Raw genomic sequence first — 19,405 nt, forward strand, 5'->3', positions numbered from 1 at the left:
CGGCGTGGGAGAACGCCGCAGAGCGGAATGCCGGGGCGCCCTCCGCGTTCTCCTCAGCATGACGACGTACGGAATCATCGGAGCAGGCAACATCGGCAGCCAGGTCGCACGGGCGGTCATCGCCCTCGGGGACGAGGTGGTCATCGCGAACTCGCGCGGCCCCGAGACCCTCGCCGACCTCATCGCGGAGCTCGGCCCGAAGGCCCGCGCCGCCACGGCTCAGGAGGCGGCCGAGGCCGCCGAGATCGCCGTGGTGACGGTGCCGCTGAAGAACCTCGAGGAGGTGCCGGTCGCCCCGCTCGCCGGCAAGATCGTCCTCGACACGAACAACTACTACTTCGAGCGCGACGGCCGCATCGAGGCGCTCGACAAGGGCGAGACCACGACCAGCGAGATGCTCCAGCAGCACCTCCCGGAGTCGAAGGTCGTCAAGGCGTTCAACCACATCATGGCCGCCGACATCACCACCGACGGCACCCCGGCCGGCACGCCCGACCGCCGCGCCCTCGCGACGTCGAGCGACTACCCCGAGGCGATCCACTTCGTGACCGACCTCTACGACCGGATCGGCTTCGACACCGTCGCGATCACGCCGCTGAGCGAGTCGTGGCGCGTCGAGCGCGACCGCCCCGCCTACGTGGTGCGGCAGAACCGCGAGGAGCTCGAGGCCAACCTCGCGAAGGCCCCCCGCACGGTCTGATCCCGCCTCTCGACGGGGAGCGGTGCTGCGGCGCCGCTCCCCTTCTGCCTGTCCGGACGGCGTCGGAGGCGCGCCCGGGACGGCCCCTCGGCGCTCGCCGCCGCCGGGCCTGCGATAGTCGAGAGGACCAGCCACGCACCAGAGAGCCCCGATCGGGCTCCGAGAGGAGAGGCCTGCCATGCCCTCGACACCCCGTTCCGTCCCCTCCCGCTCCGGGCTCTCGCGCCGCAGCGTCGTGATCGGCGGTCTCGCGGTGCTCCCGCTGCTCAGCGCCTGCACGCCCGACTCCTCCGCTCCGGACGACGCCCAGCAGGAGGCGCCCCGCACCCGCACCGCGGCTCCGAGCGGTCCGGTGGCGCTCGCCCCGGACGCGCTCGCCGCGAGTGCGGCCCTGTTCGCCGCGGCTCCGCTGGTCGTCCTGGTCGAGGACGTCGCCGAGTCCCGCCTGCGCGCCGCCCAGGTGAGCATCGCCTGGGGCGTGCCGCTGCTGGTCGGCTCGGCGGGATCCGGAGCGACGGCCGCCCCGTCCGCGGACGCCGCGGCCGCGGGATCCACGGCTTCCGAGACGCCGTCCGACTCCGCGACGCCGTCGGACTCGGCGACGCCGTCCGACTCCGCGACCCCGTCCGACTCCGCGACCCCGTCCGTCGCTCCGTCCTCCACCGCTCCGACCTCCGACGCCCTCGCCGCCGAGTTCGCCCGCCTCGGCGTGACCCGCGTGCTCGCAATCGGCGACGTCACCGCGCCCGAGGGCGTCGACGTCGTCGCCTCCGCCTCCGACGCGGCCGCCCTCAGCACCGCGTCCGGCCTGACCGTGACCGACCTGGCGCTCGCCGACCTCGCCGCCGCCGCGCCGTCCACCGCCTCCGACGCCCCCTTCGGCGCCCTCCCGGCCCGAGCCGACGCCCTGACCGGCCTGCACGCCCTCGCCCGCGCGCAGGACGCCGACGTCGCCGCTCTGGCGACCGCCCGCGCGGCCGGCGTGCCCGTCACCGTGGTCGACGGCGACGACCTGCTCGCCTCGGGCGGAGCCGTGACCGCGATCGCCGAGGCCGACGCCTCCTGCACGCTGCTGCTCGGCCCCGTGCTCGCCGCGCAACCCGAGCCCGAGTGGGCCGTGCGCGCGGCCGCGAGCGGCTGGCAGCTGCCGGGCGGCGGGCAGCGGATGTTCGGCGGGCACCTCTTCGTCGCGATCTACGGCACTCCGGGCGCTCCCGTCCTCGGCGTGCTGGGGGAGCAGGGCCTCGAGCCCACGATCGCGCGGGCGCAGGCGGTGGCCGAGCCGTACCGGGCGCTCACCGACAAGCAGGTCGTGCCGAGCCTCGAGATCATCACCACGGTCGCGGCGGGCGACCCCGGCAAGGACGGCGACTACTCCAACGAGCTCGACGCCGCCGACATCCGCCCCTACATCGACGCGGCGCAGGCGGCGGGGATGTACGTGGTGCTCGACCTGCAGTCGGGGCTGACCGACTTCCTCACCCAGGCGAAGCAGTACGCGGACCTCCTGTCGCTGCCCAACGTCGGCCTCGCGCTCGACCCGGAGTGGCGCCTGCTGCCCGGCCAGAAGCCGCTGCAGCAGATCGGGCGCGTCTCGGCCGCCGAGGTCGACAGCGTGTCGGAGTGGCTGGCCGACCTGGTGCAGAGCGAGGGGCTGCCGCCGAAGATGTTCGTGCTGCACCAGTTCCGGCTGTCGATGCTGCAGGACCGCGACAGCATCCGCCGCGACCGGCCCGAGCTGGAGTTCCTCATCCACGTCGATGGCCAGGGCTCGCAGCCCGACAAGCAGGCGACCTGGGACGCGCTGCACGAGGGCGCCCCCGAGGGCATCGGCTGGGGCTGGAAGAACTTCTACGACGAGGACGCGCCCATGCTCACCCCCGCCGAGACCATGGCCGAGGTGCGCCCCCTCCCCGACCTCGTCACCTACCAGTAGGCGGATCCCGAGGGCGGGCGTCAGCGGCGCAGGAGCTCGCCGGAGACGACGCCCGCCTCGACCTCCTCGAGGGCGCGGCCGCGGGTCTCGGGCACGCGCTTCCAGATGAAGACGAGCGCGAGCAGGCCGACGGCGCCGAACAGGAAGAACGTTCCGGTGATGCCGACGCCGGAGACGAGGGTGGGGAAGAACAGGCCGAGCACCGCGTTCGTGGTCCAGTGGCAGAAGATCGCGATGCCGACGCCGACGCCGCGGATCCGCAGCGGGAAGATCTCGGACAGCATCACCCAGGTGACGATGTTGAGGAACGTCTGCATGCTCCCCACGAACGCGACGACCAGCACCAGGATCACGTACGGCCGCGCCGGGTTCCCCACGGGGAGAGCGACGGAGGCGATGCCGATCAGGAAGTGCATCGCGGTGGTCAGGGAGTAGCCGAGCAGGAGGGTCGTGCGGCGGTTCATCGTCTGCATGAGCCGCAGCCCGATCAGGCCGCCGATCACGGCGATCGCCCCGGGTGCGATGTTGGCGACGAGCGCGCCGTCGTGGTCGAAGCCCGCCTCCTTCAGCACCGACTGGCCGTAGTACATGATCGAGTTGATGCCGGTGAGCTGCTGGGCGACTCCGATCCCGATGCCGACCAGCAGGATGCGCACCGCCCAGCGCTCGCGCAGCGCCTGCAGCAGGGGGATCCTCGGGCCGTCCTTCGCGCCGATCGAGCGGGCGATGGTCTCCGCCTCCGCATGGGCCAGGTCGGGCGTCCGGATGGTCGTGAGCACGTCGAGCGCCTCGTCGCGGCGGCCGTGCGCGATCAGCCAGCGCGGCGACTCCGGGACCCGGGTCATGCCGAGCAGGAGCGCCGCGGCGGGGAGCGCGGCGACGGCGAGCATGATCCGCCAGACGCCGGGCAGCTCGCCCCAGACGGTGCCGATGACGGCGTTGGCCACGAAGGCGGCGAGCTGGCCGATCACGATCATCAGCTCGTTGCGGCCGGCGAGCGAGCCGCGGATCTCGGAGGGGGAGATCTCGGAGAGGTAGATCGGCACGACCACCGAGGCGCCGCCGACGGCCAGCCCGAGGACCGCCCGCCCGAGGACCATCACGCCGAAGCCCGGCGCCACCACGCAGACCAGGGCGCCGACGAGGAAGAGCACGGCGAGCAGGCGGATCATGGTCCGCCTCCCGAGGGCGTCGGCGAGGCGTCCGCCCGAGATCGCGCCGATCGCGGCGGCGAAGAGCAGCGAGCTGGTGACGACCCCCTCGGTCAGCGCGGTGAGGCCCAGCTCGGCCGACATCGGCTCCAGGGCGCCGTTGATGACGCCGGTGTCGTAGCCGAAGAGGAGGCCGCCGAGGGTCGCGATGAGCGCGATGAGGCCGAGACGCCGAGTCGGCGCCTCCAGGGAGGTGGTGGTCATCCGCTCACTCTGACGCATGGCCGCGCGGTGAGCGAACCCTGGACCGTCGGGGGAACCCGGTGTAGCGGATCCCCCCGACGGCCCGGGGCCCCTCGGCGGCAGGGAGGGGGGAGGGAGCGTGCGGAGGGGGTGCTCAGGAGGAGACGCGCGCGCCCTCGCGCAGGCCCTCCTCCTTGGCCTGCTGCACCAGGGCGGCGATGCGGCGGCGCGAGCGCGAGCGCCCGGCGAGCAGCGCCGCGAGGATGAGGGCGACGCCGAGGATCACGAGCAGCTGCGGGACCGGCACGGCGGCGACCGTGATCGACTCCGTCACAGGAGCGGTGGCGACCGGCTCCTGATCGGCGGCGGCGACGGTCGGTGCGATGGTCAGGTCGGCGCCGACCCCGAAGAGGGGCCAGATGCCGTCGAGCTGCACCGAGACGCTGCGCCGGTCGCCGGGCAGCAGCTCCTGCTGGGGCGCGTCGGCCGCGACGACGGGGGCGGTGGCGCCCTGGGCGCTCGCCGTGCCGTCGAGCAGCAGGCGCACGTTGCCGGTGTTCACCACGTCGGCGACGAGCGAGAGGGAGCCGGGCTGGAACGGGTTCCAAGAAAGGCGGTAGTCGCTGGCCAGGTCCTCGACGGAGAAGGAGGGGGTCACCTCGCCGGTCACGCGGGTCATCACGCGGAAGCCGATGCGGCTCTCCACTCCGACGTTCGCACCTCCCGCCTCGGTGCCCTGCGAGAGCACGGAGGCGGCGATGCCGGCGGCGTGGTCGCCGGGGGTGGCGTTGTCGGGGACCGTCACGGTGAACGGCACCACGCCGCTGCTGCCCGGATCGACGGTCACGGTCTCGGGGGCGGAGATCCACAGCCCGGCGTCGACCGACTCCTGGTCCGAGTTGAGCATGTTGAAGCGGCCGGTGTCGGTGAAGTAGCCGTCGGCGCTGGTGATGCTGAAGGTCACGGGCTGGTCGCTGAGGTTCCGCACGACCGCCTCGTCCGAGGCGCTCGCGCCGGGGGCGAGCTCGAGCTCGACCCACGCGCGCTTGTCGGGGACGCCGTCGGTGGAGGGGCTGACCGCCCAGGTGATCGCTCCGTCGGCCGCGACGGCCTGCGGGGCGACGCCCGCGCCGAGGAGGGCGACGACCAGCGCGAGCAGCGCGGGGAGGAGCGGGCGGCGGGGAGCGGCGGAGCGGCGCGGAGCAGTCATCAGAACCTCATGGTCGCACGGGGGAAGCACGACGCGGCCGGGCGGGCGGGCCCGGCCGCGTCGGCCGTGGTGGGATCGCGGCCGAGGGAGTGCGTCCCCCGGCCGCGACGGGTCACTCGAAGAGCGAAAGGGTGATGGTGGACGAGTACGCGCCGGCGTCCACGTTCACGGGGGTGCGGAGGAAGAGGTCGGCGTCGGCGCTCCAGGAGCCCTCGGGGTTGACCTGCTGGGAGTTGCTGGCGACGATCGCGAGCAGCTCCTTGCCCTTCAGGCCGACGCCGTTGGCGCCGCCGTCGATGGCGGTGCCGACCTCATCGCCCGCGGCGACCTCGCCGAGGTCTCCACCGTCGACCAGGTCCGGGGTCCAGCCGAGGTTCTCGGCGCCGATGGTCGAGCCGTCGGCCGACGTGAAGTCGCTCGCCGTGCCGATGACGTACCACGCGGAGTCGGGGGAGACGTCCGCGGCGTCACGGGTGTCGGTGACCGTGACGGTGGGCAGGGTGCCGGTGAACTGGCGGCGGACGTTGTCCGAGCCGGTCTCGGTCAGCGTCGTCGAGTCCGCGGCGACGGTCATCGAGAGGGCGCCGGTCCCGGGGAGGTCGGCGATCTCGACGTTGATGTCGACGTCGTCGTTGCCGTAGTTGACCTCGGCGGCGAACGCCGTTCCGGCGACTCCGAGCAGGAGGACGCCTCCGGCCAGTCCAGCGGCTCCGCGGATCAGAAGGGATCGGGTGTTCATGTCGGGTGTTCTCCGTTCTCCGGCCGGCGTCGTCGCCGGCTCGATCTCAATGGGTGTGGGTCGTGCCCGCGGATCAGCTGCAGCTGGCCGCGGAGTAGGGGGCGGTCGCGGAGGCCGTGGCCGGCTTCCCGCTGATGAACGCGGTCGCCGTGGCGGTCGCGGATCCGTCGGTCACGCTCGTCGCCCGGGTGGTGAAGGCGGCCGAGACGGTGGCGCCGGGAGCGACGTCGGCGAAGCTCTTGGAGCCCCACGTCGTGCCGATCACGATCTTCGCGGCGAAGGCGTTCGGGTTCGTGGCGGTCGCGGTGACGACGATCTTCCCGGCGGCGCAGCGCGTCGTGGAGGTCGTGGTCACGGCGATCGCGGGTGCCGAGTCGGTCACGGGACCGACGGAGGCGGAGGCCGTCGCCGGCGTCCACTGCGGCTTCGCGGCGGTCACGGCCACCGAGATCGTCGCTCCGCGGTCGGCGGCGGTGAGCGTGTAGCTCGACGCCGTCGCCCCGCTGATCGCGGTCCCACCGCGCTTCCACTGGAAGCCGGTCGCCGTCCACGGGGAGGAGGCGGAGGCGGTCAGCGTGCTGCCCACCGTCGCCTTCCCCGTGATCGAGGCTGCGAGCGGCGCGGTGTCGACGATCGTCTGGGCGGCGACGCTGGTGAGGGTCGGGACGACCTTCTGCATGAGCCCGGTCGTCTTGTCGAAGGTCACCCGGTCGATCGTCGTCTCGCGGTGCTGGCCGTCTCCGCCGGGGATGGCGAAGCGGTGGTAGGCGATGTACCAGTCGTCCGTGCCGGGCACGTTGACGATCGAGTTGTGGCCCGTGGCGAGGATGCCCTGCGAGGTGTCCTTCTCGAGGACCACGCCGCGGTAGGTCCACGGTCCGTCGACGCTCGTCGAGGTGGCGTAGCCGACCTTGTAGTTCTCCGAGCCGGTGTCGTCGATCGAGTAGGTGAGGTGGTACAGACCGTCACGGTAGTTCAGGAACGCACCCTCGCGGAAGTCGGTCAGGCCGCTGATCTTCTTGATCGTGCCGGTCTTGATCGAGAGCATGTCGTCGGACAGCTCCCCGTAGAGCGGGTCGCCGTTGCCCCAGAAGAGGTAGCTCTTGCCGGTCTTCGGGTCGGTGAACGCGGCGGGGTCGATCGCCTGGCCGGACCGCACGGACTCGCCGTTGGTGATCATCGCGGTCGGCTGCGCCGTGAACGGGCCCATCGGGCTGTCCGAGACGGCGACTCCGATCGTCTTGCGGTTCAGCGAGGAGTTCTCGCCGGAGAAGTAGAAGTAGTACTTCCCGTTCTTCTCGATGATCGTCGGCGCCCAGGCGTTGCCGGTCGCCCACGGCACGTTGCCGTTCGCGCCGTCGAGCGTCAGGAAGGGCTGCTCCGAGCGGGTCCAGTCGATGAGGTTCTTCGAGGACCAGGCGTAGAAGGTCTTGCCGCCCCAGCCGGCGAAGCCGTCCGAGGTCGCGTACAGGTAGTAGGTGTCGCCGAAGACCGCGATGTTCGGGTCGGCGTTCAGGCCTGCGAGGACCGGGGACTTCATGACGACGGCCTTCAGGGTCCAGGTGGTCGCGGTGCCGCCGGCGGCGGGCGTGAGCACGACCGTCTGCGGGGTGGAGAGGTCGCGGACGGTGCCGGAGGCGGGGCTCGCCGTGACGCCGGCCGCGGTGGAGAAGGTCGGGGTGAGCTTCGTCAGGTCGGTCCCCGGCTTCACCGGGAAGGTGACCGTCCTGCTCGCCGAGTCGACGATCGGGGCCGTCTTCAGGACGTCGCCGCTGAGCGACAGGTCGACCAGGGCCGACGTGTTGCCGGAGGCGGCGAGCACCTCGGAGGCGCTGAGGGCCCGGTTGTAGACCGAGAACTCGCGGATCTGGCCGCGGAAGCGGTTGTCGGCGTCGTAGTTCGAGCGCCCGATGTAGTTCGCCGAGGTGGAGCCGCCGCCGATGTCCTTCGGGTCGGTCGTGACGGTGCCGCTGGCGACCTTCACTCCGTCGAGGTAGATCGTGCCGGTGGTGCCGGAGAGCGTGTACGTCAGGTGCGCCCAGGTGCCGCGGGGGAGGGCCGAGCCGCCGGCGACGGTCTGCTCGGTGGTGTAGTTCCCGGTCGCGATGCTGGTGCGGTAGTTGTTGCCCGAGGTGAAGAGGTAGCCGTCGCCGGCGCCGTTCGTGGTGTTGCCCAGGCCGTAGAGGAAGTAGGCGCCGCCCTGCGCGGGGTCGATCCAGACGTCGGACTGGATGGTGAGGTCCGTCACTCCGGCGAGCAGGTCGTTCGGCAGCTTGACGTAGTCGTCGGTGCCGTCGAGCTGCAGGGCGCCGTCCTTCCAGGTGCCACCCGAGGGCAGCGTGCCGTTCTGGTTGTTGCCCGAGCTGTCGCGCACCGTGGTGCCCGAGCCGCCGTCGAAGGTGTAGCGGAGGATCTCGCCGGCCGCGTTGACCGGCTTCGCGGCGGGGCCGGTGCTGCTGGTGCCGTAGGCGGCCGTCAGGCGCGCCTCCTCGGCGCTCGAGAGGCGGAGCACCGAGCCGTGGCGGAAGGGCTTCGAGAACGAGTACGTGTTCGCGCCGGTGGTGCCGACAGGAAGCGCCGTGAACCGCATGTCCGAGAGGGTGTCGGTGACGTATGCGGAGTAGCCGAACGAGTCGCCCATGACGACCCATCGGCCGTCGGGCAGCTGGTAGACGGTGAGGCCCTCGAGGTGGTCGGAGAGGCCGCGGGACTTCTCCTCGCCGAAGCCGATCACGCGGGTCCACGGGCCGGCGAGGCTCGGGGCCTTGTCGACGACCGTGCGCCAGTCGGCGGTGGAGAAGCGGTAGTAGGTGTCCCCCTCCTTCGCGATGGTCGTGTCGATGATGCTGCCGCGGCTCCCGCCGCCGGCGGCGGGGTTCTCGTCCAGCCAGACCTTCGGGGTGGAGAAGCCGACGAAGTCGCGCGTGGTCGAGACGTAGACGCGCTGGGCGGAGGCCCCGCCGGTCAGCGTCTTGTCGCGGGCGGACCAGTAGACGTAGTACTGGCCGGTCGCGTCGTCCCAGATCGCCTCGGGAGCCCAGACGTTGCCCGCGTCGGGGAAGCCGGCGAAGACGATGCTCTGATCGCTCCAGTTCACGAGGTCCGTCGAGCGCCAGACGACGAGGTTCTTGCTCGCGTTGGTCTGGTCCCAGGTGCCGCCGGGAGCGGTGCCCTCGGCGTGCAGGTCGGTGCCGATGATCCAGTACTCGTCGCCGGTGGGGGAGCGCACGAGGTGCGGATCGCGGACGCCGAGGGTGCCGCCGAGGTTGGCGAGCACGGCCTTGTCGTTGTTGAGCTTCGACCAGTGCAGACCGTCGGTGCTGGAGCCGAAGTAGATCTTCTCGTAGTCGGTCGAGGCGAAGTGGGTCCAGAGGTAGCCCGCGTCGTACTCGGTGTCGAGGTCCGCGGGAGCCGCGGTCACCGTGACGGGCAGCTGCCGGGTCGCGGTCGTGCCGGCGATCGTCGCGGTGAGTGTGACGGGCGTGGCGGCGGACCGGCGCTTCACGACGCCGGTCGTGCTGAGCACGGCCGTGTTCGAGGAGGACCAGGCGACGTCGTAGGAGCCGGCCTTCGCGGGCAGCGTCACGTTGCCGCGGACGTCGCCGGAGTTGACGATCGAGAGGGCGTCCAGCGCCTTCTGGGCGTCGGCGTTCACGTCCTTGGCGGGCACGGTGGCGGTGAAGGTGCGGGTGGCCGTGGCCGAGCCGCGGGTGGTCGTGGCGGTCAGCTCGACCGAGGCGACCCCGGTCGCGGGCGGCGTGACGACTCCGCTGGTCGAGACGACCGCGGAGTTGCTCGAGGCCCAGGCGATGGCGGAGCCGTTGGGGCCGGTCGTCGGGAGGGTGAGGTTCGCGGAGACCGAGGAGAGGCTCCCGAGGTCCAGGGCGGCGGAGTCGCGGGAGACGCGCGTGCTGTCCGGGGCCTGGAGGGTCGCGACGTCGGCCGCGCTGAGCGCCGTGCTGTAGACGCGGAAGTCGCGGACCGAGCCGGCGAGGGTCTTGTCCGCCGTGTAGACGGAGCGGCCGATCGCGTTCGCGGTGGTGGTGCCGTTGCCGATCGCGGCGGGAGTGATGGTCACTCCTGTCTGCTGCGCGACCTGGGTGCCGTCGAGGTAGAGGCGTGCGGTGTCGCTCGCGTCGTCGAGCGTGTAGGTGAGGGTCTTCCAGACGCTGCGCGCGAGGTTCGCGTTGGAGTTGACGGTCTGCTCGGTGGTCCAGTTGCCGGTGGCGATCGAGGCCTTGTAGCCGTTGCCCGTCGTGTAGAGGTAGCCGTTCCCGGCGCCGTTCGTCGTGTTGCCGAGGCCCCAGATGAAGTAGGGCGTGCCCTGGTTCGCGTTCACCAGGACCTCGGTGCTGACCGTGATCGAGTTCAGGCCCGCGAGCAGGTCGTCGGGCAGCTTGACGTAGTCGTCGGTCCCGTCGAGGGCGACGCCCGCGGCTCCGCGAGGAGCGGCTCCGTTGACGAGCGTGCCGGTGCGGCCCTTGCCCGAGCTGTCGGCGACGGTCGTGCCGCTCGTCTCGTCGAGCGCGTAGCGCAGGACGAGGCTGTCGGAGGGAGCTGCGCTCGCCGACTGGGCCGTCAGAAGGGGGACGGTGAGGGCCACGGCCGTCACGAGGACGAGTGGTCGCAGGAAAGGCTTCATCGCGCTTTGCTCCAGGGTCGGCACCATTGCTGAGGGGAGGGAGTGTGCCGGCTTCGTACGCGGCAATGTTCACGGTAACACTATGTTGACGACAACGTGAAGAGCCTAACCGGATCATTTCCCGACACTCCAGAGGAGAGGCGAACCGGTTCGACGAATCCCGGGTGCATCCTGGAGCGACGCGTACGCCGATGTCCGGTCGGATCAGCCGCGGTCGACGTCGCGCGAACGGCTCAGCGCGCGGTCCATCGCCCTCAGCGTCCGGAAGCCGGCCCGCTCGGCCACGGCCGCGCGAGCCGAGGGCGAGAGCGACGGGCTCGCGGCGAGCAGCGACGCGGCGAGGTGCACGCGCCGCTCGCGGAGGGTCGCGGCCACGGTCGTGCCCCGGCGGTGGAAGGCGCGGTCCAGCGTCGCCCGCGAGACGCGGAGCCGCATCGCGAGAACGCCGGCGGTGAAGTCCGCGTCACCCGCCTCCGCATCGATGACGGCGATCGCGCGGAGGAGGACGCCCTCGAGTCCGTCCTCCGGACGGGCGGGCGGCAGGCTCTGCTTGATCAGGGCCGACGCGGTCGCCTCGAGCGCCCGGCGCAGCTCGCTGAAGCCGGGATCGCCCGCCGCGAGGTCCGCGTTGAGGGTCGCGTTGACGAGGGAGACGAAGGCGCCGCTGTAGCTGTCGGCGGCGAGCAGCGTGCAGGACGGCCCGCCGGACTGTGCGCTCGTGAGGCCGAGCCTGCCCCAGGAGGTCCTCAGCGCCAGCCAGGCGGAGTCCTCCTCCGCCCGGAACCGAGCGGAGTCGTCGCGTCGGAGGAGGGCGAGCCCGCCGGGCCGCAGACGAGCGGTCTCGAGAGGGCCGTCGACGACGATCTCGCCGGCGACCGGGACGATGAGGTCGACCTCGGCCCGGTCGGGGGCGGGGAGGGGCGGGTCGGTCCGGAGCGTGCCGGGTGTGTGCCAGAGGCGGCTCAGCCGGAAGCCGTCGACGGCGAGCACGTCCCCGGCGAGGTGCAGGGGCGGAGCTCCGTCGCTCGCCCAGCCGAGGCTCCTCAGCCACGCCTCCACGCGGGGACCGCTCAGCTGCAGCGTCTCGACGAGACCGCGCGGGGCGGCCGGCTGCTCGGAAGCGGTCACCGGGCTCCTTCGCAGCGGGGACGGGGTGCGCGGGCGGTGACCACGCTAGGCCGGGGGAGGGGCGCCGAGACGGGGTGGCGCGTTCCTCCTCGGACGAGGCGCCCGTCCTCGGCGGGAGGGCGGAGGCGGCCCTCCTCGCCCGCGGTCCGGCAGGACGCGGGCGGAGAGGGCCGCCGGGCGCGGATCAGCGGCAGTCGGTTCTCGCCTTGATCCAGTGGGGGTTCAGCGCGCTGTCTCCCTGGGCGGTGATCCCGGCCGCATCGGGGCCGGTGCTGGCACCGGAGCCGATCTTGGTCCACGTGTTCTGCGCCGGGCTGTAGTACCAGATGTCGCCGTTCGCCTTCACGGAGACGTTCCCATCCGCTCCCTGACCGTAGGTGCGGACGAACCCGGAGTTCTCCGGAACGGTCGCGAGCCGGGTGCCGTACTGCAGGACCCCGTCCTTGATCCAGTGGATCTCGAAGGTCCCGCCCGGCCGCTGGGTCAGTCCGGCGGCGCTCGGCTCGGTGCTGGCTCCGGTGCCGACGAGGTCCCAGACGTTGCCCTGCGGGGTGTACCGCCAGATGTCGCCGTTCGACTTCACGGCGATCGTGCCGCGGGTGCCGAGGCCGTAGACGCGGACGAATCCGGAGTTGGTCGGCACCGTGGCCGCTGCGGTGCCGTACTGCAGGACTCCGTTCTTGATCCAGTGGACGTTCAGGGTCCCGGCCGGGTTCGCGGAGATGCCGGCCGCGCTCGGCTCGGTGCTGGCGCCGGTGCCCAGAAGGGTCCACTCGTCGGCCTGGCGGTTGTACCGCCAGACGTCGCCGTTCGACTTGATGGAGACGTTCCCGTCCGCGCCCTGACCGTAGGTGCGGACGAATCCGGAGTTGCTCGGAACGGTCGCGAGCGCCTTGCCGTACTGGAGGACTCCGTCCTTGATCCAGTGCGCGTTGTAGGTTCCGTCCGGCTGCTGCGTGAGCCCGGACGTGCTGGGCTCCGTGGAGGCGCCCGTGCCGAGCTTCTGCCAGCCGTCCGACCGCCGGTACTGCCAGATGTCGCCGTTCGCCTTGACGGAGACGTTGCCGTTCACACCCTGCGAGGAGGTGTGGATGAATCCGGAGTTCTCGGGAACAGTGGCGAGGCCCGTGCTGTACTGCAGGTCGCCGGTCTGGCGGACCGGGAACGGGGCGTTCGTCTTCGCCGAGCCGCCGAAGGCGAGGGCCGAGCCTGTCGAGGGGCCGGCGATGACGCTGCCGGCGGGGATGGTGGCGACTCCGTTCGCGTCGGTCACGAAGGTGTCGGTCCCGCTCCCTCCGAAGCGGAAGCCGGGCGGGGTGTTCACCCGCACAGGGACGTTCGCGACGTTGCCGCCGGTGAGGGTCAGCGTGATCGGCGCCGTGTTGGGCATGCACGCGATCATGGTCGGGATGGAGCTGAACACGAGGGTCTGCGTGGCAGAGGCGGCGGCGGCCGGGGTGGCCGTCGCTGCGGCGATCACGGGCAGGGACCAGGTGGCGCCGGCGACGACGGTGCGTCGCCTCAGCGGACCCTGCTCAGCGGGAGAGTTGTCGGAAGTCACAGTGAAGCTCCTCGGTCTGTCTTCTCGCCGGCGGCCTGCTCGGAGGACGGTCGTCGTCCGCTCGGCCGCTTCGGCAGGTACGACGGGCGCCGTACCGCTGGGGAGTCTTCCCGCGGGCGGGCGGTCGGCCCAAGCGCTCGGGGGCAGGTGAGGAGGAAGTGGCGCTGCCGTGAGGAGGGAGTGGTGAGCTCCGGCGCCGTCCCGAGTCGCGATAGCCCTCCTGACCCGGGATCCCCTCGGTCGCCCGTTCCGGCCGGGGCGCCGCCGGTGCGATGAGTGGGAGCGTCGCCGTCCGCTGTGACCGGTCCCGTGACAAACGGACCACGCGCGGGCTGCGAATCACTCCCGTGGTGAGGCGTCAGCGTGCCCGCGAGGAGGGGGCGCCCGATGGGGTCGAGATCGGGCGAGATGTACCGGCGGATGGCCGAGCACTGGAACGGCGTGGAGGCCCGTTCTGAACTGCGGGTCGAGGGGACGGGCTCGCCCGGCTTCGAGATCGCCAGACTGTGGATCCCCGGCGGCTGCGTTCTCGAGCAGAAGCCGCAGTCGCGCTGCCCGCCGGGCGCGCATCTGCTGCTGGTCGTCGAGGGCGGAGGACGCATCCGACAGGACGGACGGATGCTCGAGTGCGGCAGTGGTGATCTGGTGGTCATCGACGCGGAGCCGCGGACCGGGGCGTGCTTCCCCCGCTCGACCGTGATCTACGCCTGGATGCTCGGCGAGCGGGCGCCGGAGCATCGCTGGGTCACGGAGCGCTTCGGCGAGGTCCTGCCGGTCGCCGACTCCTTCCTGGCTCCGGCGCGGGCGCTGATCGACGGTCTCCTCGACGGCGACCCCGCTCTGGCGGAGCAGCCCGCCGTCGCCCGGGCGGGCGAGGCCTTCCTGAAGGAGCTGGTCGAGAGCTCCGCGCCGCGCAGACGTCCCCGCGCCGAGGAGGTCTACGGGGAGGCCATGGCCCTCATCGAGGAGCGCCACCGCGATCCCGCCCTCACCGCCGCCCGGCTCGCCCGCGAGCTTCTGGTGTCGGAGCTGACGCTGGCTCGCGCGTTCTCCTTCCTCAGGCGGACGGCCGACGACGAGCTCGAGCGGCGCCGGGCGGGCACCCTCCTGCTCCTGATCGGCGGGCGGTCCCTGGCGACGGCCGACTTCGCGCGCGCGGCCGAGGAGGCGGGCTTCGCCTCCGAGGGGAGCGCTCGCCGCGCGCTGTGGCGGCTCTCCCCGCGCCGCTGACCGGGACGGTCCCCGTGGCCGTCCTCCCGGTCCGGCGACGGCGTGCGGCCGGATTCCGAGTGCGAGGCGCGGAGGCCTGGGAGATCCGTGCGAACGTCCGGCGGTGATCGACAGATGAGGGATTCTGTTCGTTCGACGCGGAGGAGGCGGGAGATGGGGGCCGCAGAGGAGCGGATGCAGGAGTTCATCGGCGCGTGGGACGAGCCGCAGGCGGGCGCCCGGGGACTCCGCTGGGATGCTGCGTACGGGCCGGGCCTCCGGGTGACGCGGGTCTGGGCGCCGGGGGGGATCAGGGTCGACCGTCCGCCGGCGTTCGACCGGGCTGCCGAGTCCGAGGAGGTGCACGTGTCCCTGATCGTGGAGGGCGGGGGAGACATGATCCTCGAGGAGGGCTCGCTCGAGGCGGTGCCGAACAGCGTCCTCGTCCTCGAGGCGAGGACCGCGGCACGCATCGACTACCGGCGGTCCACCCTCTCGTACACCTGGAGCTTCGACGCCGCCGTGCTCGAGCACCGGTGGGTCCGCGAGCGGATCAACGAGGTCGTGCCGGTGCGCGAGTCGGTCTGGACGCCTGCCCGTGCCCTCGCCAACAGTCTGATCGAGGGTGATCCGGCCGTGCTCGGGGCCGCCGGCGTGAGGCGGGCGAGCGAACTGCTGATGGAGGGGATCGTCGAGCACAGCGCTCCGCGGGTCCGGACCCGGAGCGCCGACCAGGTCTACGCGGAGGCGATCCCGGTGATCGAGGCGCGCCACCGCGACCCGGCGTTCTCCGCCGCGGTGCTCGCCCGGGAGCTGCTCGTCTGCCCCCGCATGCTCGCGCAGGCTTTCGCGTTCCTCGGCCGCACGCCGGCGGAGGAGATCGAGACGCGCCGGGCGGGCACCCTCCGGCGCCGCATCGGCCTGCGGCGGCGGGGCCCTGCCGACTTCGCCCGCCTCGCCGAGGAGTGCGGCTACCGCACCCGCGAGCAGGCCGCGCTGACGCTCAGCCGCTCCGCCTCCTGAGGCCGGCGGAGCGCCTCGGACACGACGGCGCCCCCTCGTCCGCGGAGGGACGAGGGGGCGCCGGGGGAGATCGGGCGGGAGCCCGGTCAGGTCTTGCTGCGGGCCATGACGGCGCGCTGGAGGAGGACGAAGACCAGGAGGATGCCTCCGGTGATGATCGTGGTCGCCTCCGGCGGGATGCCGCCGTCGCGGGTGATCAGGACGTTCATCAGTCCGAGCACCAGGGCGCCGACCACCGAGCCGAGCACGAAGCCGACGCCGCCGGTGAGCAGCGTGCCGCCGATGACGGTCGCCGCGATGGCGTCGAGCTCCCAGCCGGTGCCGGTGATGTTCTGCGCGCTGCCGAGGCGGGCGGTGTAGACCACACCGGCGAGACCGGCGAGCGTGCCGCTGATGATGTAGATGAACAGCTTGGTCCGCACGACCGGGAGGCCCATCAGGGCCGCCGACTGCTCGGAGCCGCCCATCGCGTAGACCGTGCGGCCGAGGCGGGTGCGGTGCAGCACGAAGAACGCGCCGGCCACGACGAGGATCGCGATGATCACGCCGGGGCTGATGACGAAGTCGTTGACCTTCGGGCCGTCGATCAGCTTGATCGGCGTGGCCAGGCTCAGCACGGCCGAGTCCTCGGGGAGGCGCTCCGGGACGGTGCTCAGCATGGAGGCGAGACCGCGGGCCAGGAACATCATCGCGAGCGTCGCGATGAACGGCTGCACGTTGAAGTACTGGATCAGGACGCCGGAGATCACGCCGAACAGGGCGCCGATCACGACCATCAGGACCATCACGAGCCAGGGGTTCCAGCCGGCGTTGATCAGGAGCACGCCGCTCACGCTGCTGAACGCGATCACCGCGCCGACCGAGAGGTCGATGCCGCCGGTGAGGATCACGAAGGTGAGGCCCACGGCGAGGATGATCAGGTGCGCGTTGTTGACCAGCAGGTTCGAGATCGTGCTCGCCTGCAGGATCCGGCCGTAGGCGGCCTCGCCGTAGATGATCATCCCGAAGAAGATGATCAGCGCGGCCAGGGTGGGCAGCTTGTCCAGGTGCTGGCTCAGCCAGCCGCGCGCCCCGGAGGTGCGCTGGGTGCTCGCCGGAGGGGCGGAGCGGGTCATCACGGCACTCATGCGGGGATCGCCTCTTTCTGCGGGACGCTGCGGCGCGCCTCGCGACGGGACTTGAAGGCGGAGCGGACGCGCTCGGACTGCAGGAGGCAGAGCGCGACGATGACGATCGCCTTGAAGGCGGGCGTCGCGGAGGACGAGACTCCGAGGAACACGACGGTCTTGTCGAGGGTGGCGATCAGGATCGCGCCCACGGCGGCACCGGTGATGTTGAACTTGCCGCCGGCGAGCGAGGTGCCGCCGATGACGACCGCGAGGATCGCGTCGAGCTCGAGCTGGTAGCCGGTGCGCGAGACGTCGACCGTCATCACGCTCGCCGTGGCGAACACGCCCGCGACTCCGGCGAGGATGCCGCTGCCGATGTAGGCGGTCATCAGCAGGCCCCGGCGGTTGATGCCCGCGAGGCGGGCCGCCTTCGGGTCCATGCCGATGGCCTCGATCATCAGGCCGAGGGCGCTGCGGCGCACCAGGACTCCGACGACCACGACGATGGCGATGGCGAGGAGGAACACGACCGGGAGCCCGAAGACGTACCCGTTCGCGAGCCAGCGGAAGGGCTCGTTGGTGGCGGCGGTGTTCTGGCCGCCGGTGATGACCTTCGCCAGGCCGCGGCCCGCGAGCATCACGACCAGCGTGCTGATGAAGGGCTGGAGGCCCACCACCGAGACGAGGACGCCGTTCACGGCTCCGAGCACGGCGGCCACCAGGAGGGCGACCGCGAAGGCTCCCGCTGCCGCGCCGAGCGAGTCGGGCGCTCCCGCGGAGTTGAGGAACTCCATCGAGACGGCACCGGCGACGACCATGATCGAGCCGACCGAGAGGTCGATGCCCCCGGTCGCGACGACCAGGCACATGCCGACGGCGATCATCAGGATCGGAGCGGCGGCGCGGGCGATGTCGATGACGTTGCCGACGAGGTAGCCGGTGGTGGGGCTGACCGAGACGGCCAGGTAGCCCGGGTCCTTGACGACGTTGACGAGGAGGAGCAGGGCGATCGCCACGACTCCCCAGAAGTACTGGCGGCGGATGATCCCGCCGAGGACGGATCCCCGGGCGGGTCGGGTGTCGCTGCTCATGATGCGGCCTCCTGCGTGGCGCTCTCGAGGACGACGACGTCCTCGTCGACGACTCCCTCTGCGGCGATGGTAGTGACGATCGACTCCGCAGTGACAGCGGGACCGTTGAGGATCTCCGCGATCACGCGGTGGTCCTTCAGGACGATGATGCGGTCGCTGAGGCGGACGACCTCGTCGAGCTCGGACGAGATGAAGACCACGGCGACGCCCTCGCCGGCGAGGGCGACGACCTTCTCCTGGATCTCGGCCTTCGCTCCGACGTCGATGCCGCGGGTCGGCTCGTCGAGGATGAGGATCTCGGGGGCGGTGGCGAGCCAGCGGCCGAGGAGGACCTTCTGCTGGTTGCCGCCGGAGAGCTTGCTGATCGGGCGGTCGGGGTCGGCCGGGCGCACGTTGAGCTCGACGAGGTACTTGCCGACGATCTCGTCCTTCTCCTTCTTGGAGAGGGGGCGGGCCCAGCCGCGCTTGGCCTGCACGCCGAGGATGAGGTTCTCGCGGACCGAGAGGTCGCGGATGATGCCCTCGTCGCGGCGGTTCTCGCTCGAGAACGCGATCTTGTGGGCGAGGCCGGCGGTCGGCGTCGGGACGTCGATCTTCTTGCCGTGCATCGTGATCTCGCCGGTGTCGGGCTTGTCGACGCCGTAGATCAGGCGCGCGAGCTCGGTGCGGCCGGAGCCGAGGAGCCCGGCGAAGCCGACGACCTCGCCGCGGTGCAGCGTCAGGTCGGTGCTCTCGATGGAGCCCTTCTTGCCGATGCCCTTCGCGGTGTAGAGCGGGGCGTCGCGGTAGAGGTGGTCCTGGCTCTCGCGCTCGGAGTCGAGGGAGCGCAGCGCCGCGATGTCCTTGCCGATCATCTTCGAGATCAGCGAGGTGCGGTCGAGCTCGTGGGTCAGGTACTCGCCGACGAAGGTGCCGTTGCGCAGCACCGTCAGGCGGTCGCTGATCGCGTAGACCTGGTCGAGGAAGTGCGAGACGAAGAGGATCGCGACGCCCTCCGCACGGAGGCGGCGGATGACGACGAAGAGGTTCTCGACCTCGTTCGCGTCCAGGCTCGAGGTCGGCTCGTCGAGGATGAGCACCTTGGAGTCGCTCACCGTCGAGCGGCTGATCGCGACCAGCTGCTGCATCGCGATCGAGAGCGAGGCGAGCGACTGGCGCGTGTTGAGGTGGCCGAGGCCGAGCTTCTCGAGCGCGACCTTCGCGGCCTGGTGCGTGGCCTTCCAGTTGATGCCGAAGGGTCCGCGGACCTCGTAGCCGAGCATCACGTTCTCTCCGATGGAGAGGTTCGTGACCAGGTTGACCTCCTGGTACACGGTGGAGATGCCCGCGGCCTGCGAGTCGGCGGTGCCGGTCAGGCGACGGGTCTCCCCGTCGATCACGATGTCTCCGCTGTCGATGCGGTAGACGCCGGTGAGGGCCTTGATGAGCGTGGACTTGCCGGCGCCGTTCTCACCCATGAGGGTGTGGACCTCGCCCGGGAACAGGCGGAAGTCGACGCCGTCGAGGGCTTTCACGCCGGGGAAGCTGATCGAGATGTTCTTCATCTCGACGATCGGAGGCGAACCTGTCATGTCGCGTCGTTCCGTTCTCGAGCGGGGCGCAGCCGAACAGGTGCGCCGAAGGGTCGGAGCGACCGGGGCCGGCGGGTGGGCCGGCCCCGGTC

At 71.7% G+C, this 19,405-nt stretch carries 13 protein-coding genes; 4 read left to right on the forward strand and 9 right to left on the reverse strand.

Annotated elements, in window-relative coordinates:
• The first annotated feature begins 58 nt into the window (after nt 1–58).
• Both C5C69_RS08305 and C5C69_RS08310 read left to right on the forward strand, forming a co-directional pair.
• Nucleotides 59–700 (forward strand): NADPH-dependent F420 reductase, encoded by a 642-nt coding sequence (locus tag C5C69_RS08305; RefSeq protein WP_104227021.1) that lies wholly within the window; start codon nt 59–61, stop codon nt 698–700.
• 178 nt (nt 701–878) lie between these two features.
• Nucleotides 879–2,636, forward strand: a complete 1,758-nt coding sequence (locus tag C5C69_RS08310; protein WP_104257719.1) for a hypothetical protein — start codon at nt 879–881, stop codon at nt 2,634–2,636.
• A 20-nt stretch (nt 2,637–2,656) separates the two neighbouring features.
• On the opposite strand, the gene C5C69_RS08315 is transcribed toward C5C69_RS08310, so the two are convergent.
• The 6 genes from C5C69_RS08315 to C5C69_RS08340 all read right to left on the reverse strand — a co-directional run bounded on the left by C5C69_RS08315 (nt 2,657) and on the right by C5C69_RS08340 (nt 13,310).
• Nucleotides 2,657–4,051, reverse strand: a complete 1,395-nt coding sequence (locus C5C69_RS08315) for a sugar porter family MFS transporter (protein WP_258062918.1) — start codon at nt 4,049–4,051, stop codon at nt 2,657–2,659.
• Nucleotides 4,052–4,184: 133 nt separating this feature from the next.
• Entirely contained in the window at nt 4,185–5,240 is a 1,056-nt protein-coding gene (locus tag C5C69_RS08320) for a WxL protein peptidoglycan domain-containing protein (RefSeq protein ID WP_104257721.1), read from the reverse strand.
• Between the two features lie 112 nt (nt 5,241–5,352).
• Nucleotides 5,353–5,979, reverse strand: a complete 627-nt coding sequence (locus C5C69_RS08325; protein WP_104227017.1) for a hypothetical protein — start codon at nt 5,977–5,979, stop codon at nt 5,353–5,355.
• A 73-nt stretch (nt 5,980–6,052) separates the two neighbouring features.
• Nucleotides 6,053–10,621, reverse strand: coding sequence for a family 43 glycosylhydrolase (locus tag C5C69_RS08330; protein WP_181110587.1), 4,569 nt, complete (start codon nt 10,619–10,621; stop codon nt 6,053–6,055).
• Between the two features lie 204 nt (nt 10,622–10,825).
• Complete coding sequence (locus tag C5C69_RS08335; protein ID WP_104257723.1) at nt 10,826–11,749, reverse strand: helix-turn-helix domain-containing protein; 924 nt, start codon at nt 11,747–11,749, stop codon at nt 10,826–10,828.
• Between the two features lie 184 nt (nt 11,750–11,933).
• Nucleotides 11,934–13,310, reverse strand: coding sequence for a hypothetical protein (locus C5C69_RS08340; RefSeq protein ID WP_104257724.1), 1,377 nt, complete (start codon nt 13,308–13,310; stop codon nt 11,934–11,936).
• A 387-nt stretch (nt 13,311–13,697) separates the two neighbouring features.
• On the opposite strand from C5C69_RS08340, the gene C5C69_RS08345 reads away from it, so the two are divergent.
• Both C5C69_RS08345 and C5C69_RS08350 read left to right on the forward strand, forming a co-directional pair.
• Nucleotides 13,698–14,540, forward strand: coding sequence for a hypothetical protein (locus C5C69_RS08345; protein ID WP_146078488.1), 843 nt, complete (start codon nt 13,698–13,700; stop codon nt 14,538–14,540).
• Nucleotides 14,541–14,693: 153 nt separating this feature from the next.
• Nucleotides 14,694–15,542 carry a hypothetical protein gene (locus C5C69_RS08350; RefSeq protein ID WP_104257726.1) on the forward strand — a complete coding sequence of 283 codons (849 nt, stop codon included), beginning with the start codon at nt 14,694–14,696 and terminating at the stop codon, nt 15,540–15,542.
• A gap of 86 nt (nt 15,543–15,628) precedes the next feature.
• On the opposite strand, the gene C5C69_RS08355 is transcribed toward C5C69_RS08350, so the two are convergent.
• From C5C69_RS08355 to C5C69_RS08365, 3 genes are read right to left on the reverse strand one after another with little or no spacing between them, the layout of a single operon-like run.
• Nucleotides 15,629–16,669 carry a sugar ABC transporter permease gene (locus C5C69_RS08355; RefSeq protein ID WP_104257727.1) on the reverse strand — a complete coding sequence of 347 codons (1,041 nt, stop codon included), beginning with the start codon at nt 16,667–16,669 and terminating at the stop codon, nt 15,629–15,631.
• On the reverse strand, nt 16,666–17,742 hold the full coding sequence (locus tag C5C69_RS08360; protein WP_104238658.1) for an ABC transporter permease: 1,077 nt from the start codon (nt 17,740–17,742) through the stop codon (nt 16,666–16,668). Before C5C69_RS08360 ends, C5C69_RS08355 begins: the two co-directional genes overlap by 4 nt.
• Entirely contained in the window at nt 17,739–19,313 is a 1,575-nt protein-coding gene (locus tag C5C69_RS08365; protein WP_104222393.1) for a sugar ABC transporter ATP-binding protein, read from the reverse strand. The genes C5C69_RS08360 and C5C69_RS08365 overlap by 4 nt, the downstream gene beginning before the upstream one ends.
• Nucleotides 19,314–19,405 lie beyond the last annotated feature (92 nt).

It is taken from the genome of Rathayibacter sp. AY1C7, assembly GCF_002931865.1.
GTDB lineage: Bacteria > Actinomycetota > Actinomycetes > Actinomycetales > Microbacteriaceae > Rathayibacter.